Origin of the sequence: Exiguobacterium sp. UBA6282, from assembly GCF_002440475.1 — a bacterium.
In the GTDB taxonomy this organism is placed as follows: Bacteria; Bacillota; Bacilli; order Exiguobacteriales; family Exiguobacteriaceae; genus Exiguobacterium_A.
Window position 1 is genome coordinate 31,867 of sequence record NZ_DJUM01000057.1, and the last position, 2,383, is coordinate 34,249.

Consider the following 2,383-nt stretch of genomic DNA (forward strand, 5'->3'; position numbering starts at 1 on the left):
GCGAGAACGTTTGCGATCCAGTACGAATAGCGGACGAGAAAACCCGCGTACGGACTAATGTATCGTTCGGCAATCGTACCGAACGAGCCAGATGTCGGATGGGCGACCGTCATTTCAGCCAGACAGCCCATTAAAAGTAGGACGATGAAGGCGCCGACTGCGTAACTGATCAAAACGCTCGGTCCAGCAAGACCGATTGCAAGCCCACTTCCGAGGAAGAGACCGGTACCGATCGCGCAGCCCATTGCAATCATCGTGAGTTGGCGTGTCTTGAGTTCACGCCGTAGTTCAGTAGGTTGTTCCATGGTGTACTCCTTAAGCAACGACTTCGCGTTCATTCGCGAAACGTTCGTATTCTTTATCTTCCATGATTCGTTTAAGTGTCGCGACGACGTCATAGACATCGGTAAACGTGTTGTAGAGCGCGACGGGTGCTAGACGGACGATGTTCGGTGCCCGGAAATCGGGGATGATCCGATTTTCCTTGAGTGCTTTACAGATCCGCGCCGCTTCCGGGTGCTCGAGGCTGAGATGCGCCCCACGGCGTTTATCGTCAATTGGATTTCCGATGACGAAACCGTACGGTATGAGTTCCTGCTCGACAAGGTCCATCATGTACTGCGTCAGGGCGAGTGACTTCGTTCGGACGGCTTCAATACCGACTTCGTCAAACATCTCTAACGCACCGATTTGTGGGGCGAGACTTAAGACGTGTGGTGTTCCAATCTGGAAGGCACCTGCGTGCTCGGCCGGTGTCATCGTGTGATCCATGTCAAACTGCTTGTCCTTGCGCGAACCGAACCAGCCCGTCAGCCCAGGCAACGTTCCGAAATGACGTTCGTGGACGAATAATCCACCGACTGTTCCAGGACCGCCGTTCAAGTGCTTGTAATTACACCAGTAAGCAAAGTCGACGCCCCAGTCATGGAAAGCGTGCGGAACGGCTCCGACGGAGTGACAGCCATCAAAACCAATCAAGATACCGCGGTCGTGTGCCGCTTTCGTTAAACGCTCCATATCAAGAATCTGTCCGCTTCGGTACAGCACGGCAGGCAAGACAATCAAAGCGATATCGTCTGTCATCGCGGCAATGATATCGTCCTCCTCTAAAAAGCGACCATCATGACTTGGTACTTGGACGAGATGTGTCTCCGGATCCAGTCCGCGTAAACGAAGCTGACTTTGTAAAGCATAGATGTCCGACGGGAACGTCAGCGCATCCGCTAAAATCTTATCTCGTCCTTCTGTTGGTTGGAAGAATGTCGCGACGAGTTGATGTAGATTGACGGTCGTCGAACCGGTGACCATGACTTCTTCCGCTTGTGCGCCGACAAGCGGAGCGTTGAGGGCAGCGAGACGTTCTGATAATTCGAACCAAGGATGACGTCCTTTCATCCAGCCGTCGATTCCGAGTTCTTTCCAGTCTGATAGCGACTCGAGCAACGTCTTCTCGGCACGCTTCGATAATAAACCGAGCGAGTTTCCGTCCATATAGATACTACCCGGTTGCAGATAAAACTCATCACGATAGGCGGCGAGTGCATCTTGCTCGTCCCGAGCAACGGCATCCGTCCGTTTTGCTTGTAATGTCATACGTCATCCTCCTCAAATGAATACTCAATCAATTTTGACAAAAGCGTAGCAAACAAATTGACATTGTGTCAATATTATCGAATAGAGAAAACAAAAGGAGTGAAGGACATGTCATCTTCTCAACCAGAAAAAATCGATAAACGACATCTGCGCACAGTGCGGACACGCGAAAAACTGTTGAGTGCGGCACGTGACGTCTTCTTAGAACAAGGGTTTCAAACGTCAACGATTTCACAAGTGATCAAACAAGCTGGCGTCGGCTACGGAACAGCCTACGTGCATTTTGAAGGGAAAGATGAGTTGCTCGTCGTCCTGATGGAAGATGTCATGAGTCGCTTCCATGCGATTGCGGAACGAACATTTGAACCGACGACGTCGCTAGAGGCAAAGGAACGTATCGTGACGCAAGCTACGGATTTCTTACGTCTCGCGGAAGAAGAACGAGCGATGCTACGGATCGTTGAGCAAGCAATCGGCGTCTCTTACATCGTCCGTGCGAAATGGAAAGCGATTCGAGAACGCTTCATCGATCGGATCAGTCAGGACATTCAATATGCGCAGGAGACAGGACTCGCGCGACAAGATGTCGATCCGAAGCTCGTCGCCCGTGGCTGGTTCTTCGCGAACGAGATGTATTTATTCGAAGTCGTCCGTGAAGAAGCAACAGCGACGATTGAAGAGATCGCACACGTCTTAGCGACGATTTATACGCAAGGACTCTACCGGATCGAGGATTGATGAACGGACAGGAAGGGAACGTTTCAAAGTAGAAGGGAGCGTGACCGGGATG

General features: G+C 51.4%; 3 protein-coding genes. 1 reads left to right on the forward strand and 2 read right to left on the reverse strand.

The genetic code is table 11. From position 1 onward, the window contains the following. The coding region (locus tag B2751_RS15130; protein ID WP_290775540.1) for an amino acid permease at nt 1-305 on the reverse strand (305 nt) is incomplete at its 3' end. A 10-nt stretch (nt 306-315) separates the two neighbouring features. Further along, nucleotides 316-1,593 (reverse strand): kynureninase, encoded by a 1,278-nt coding sequence (gene kynU / locus B2751_RS15135; RefSeq protein ID WP_290748439.1) that lies wholly within the window; start codon nt 1,591-1,593, stop codon nt 316-318. A gap of 108 nt (nt 1,594-1,701) precedes the next feature. Here kynU and B2751_RS15140 point away from each other — a divergent pair, with 108 nt between their 5' ends. Beyond that, entirely contained in the window at nt 1,702-2,331 is a 630-nt protein-coding gene (locus B2751_RS15140) for a TetR/AcrR family transcriptional regulator (RefSeq protein ID WP_290748437.1), read from the forward strand. Nucleotides 2,332-2,383 lie beyond the last annotated feature (52 nt).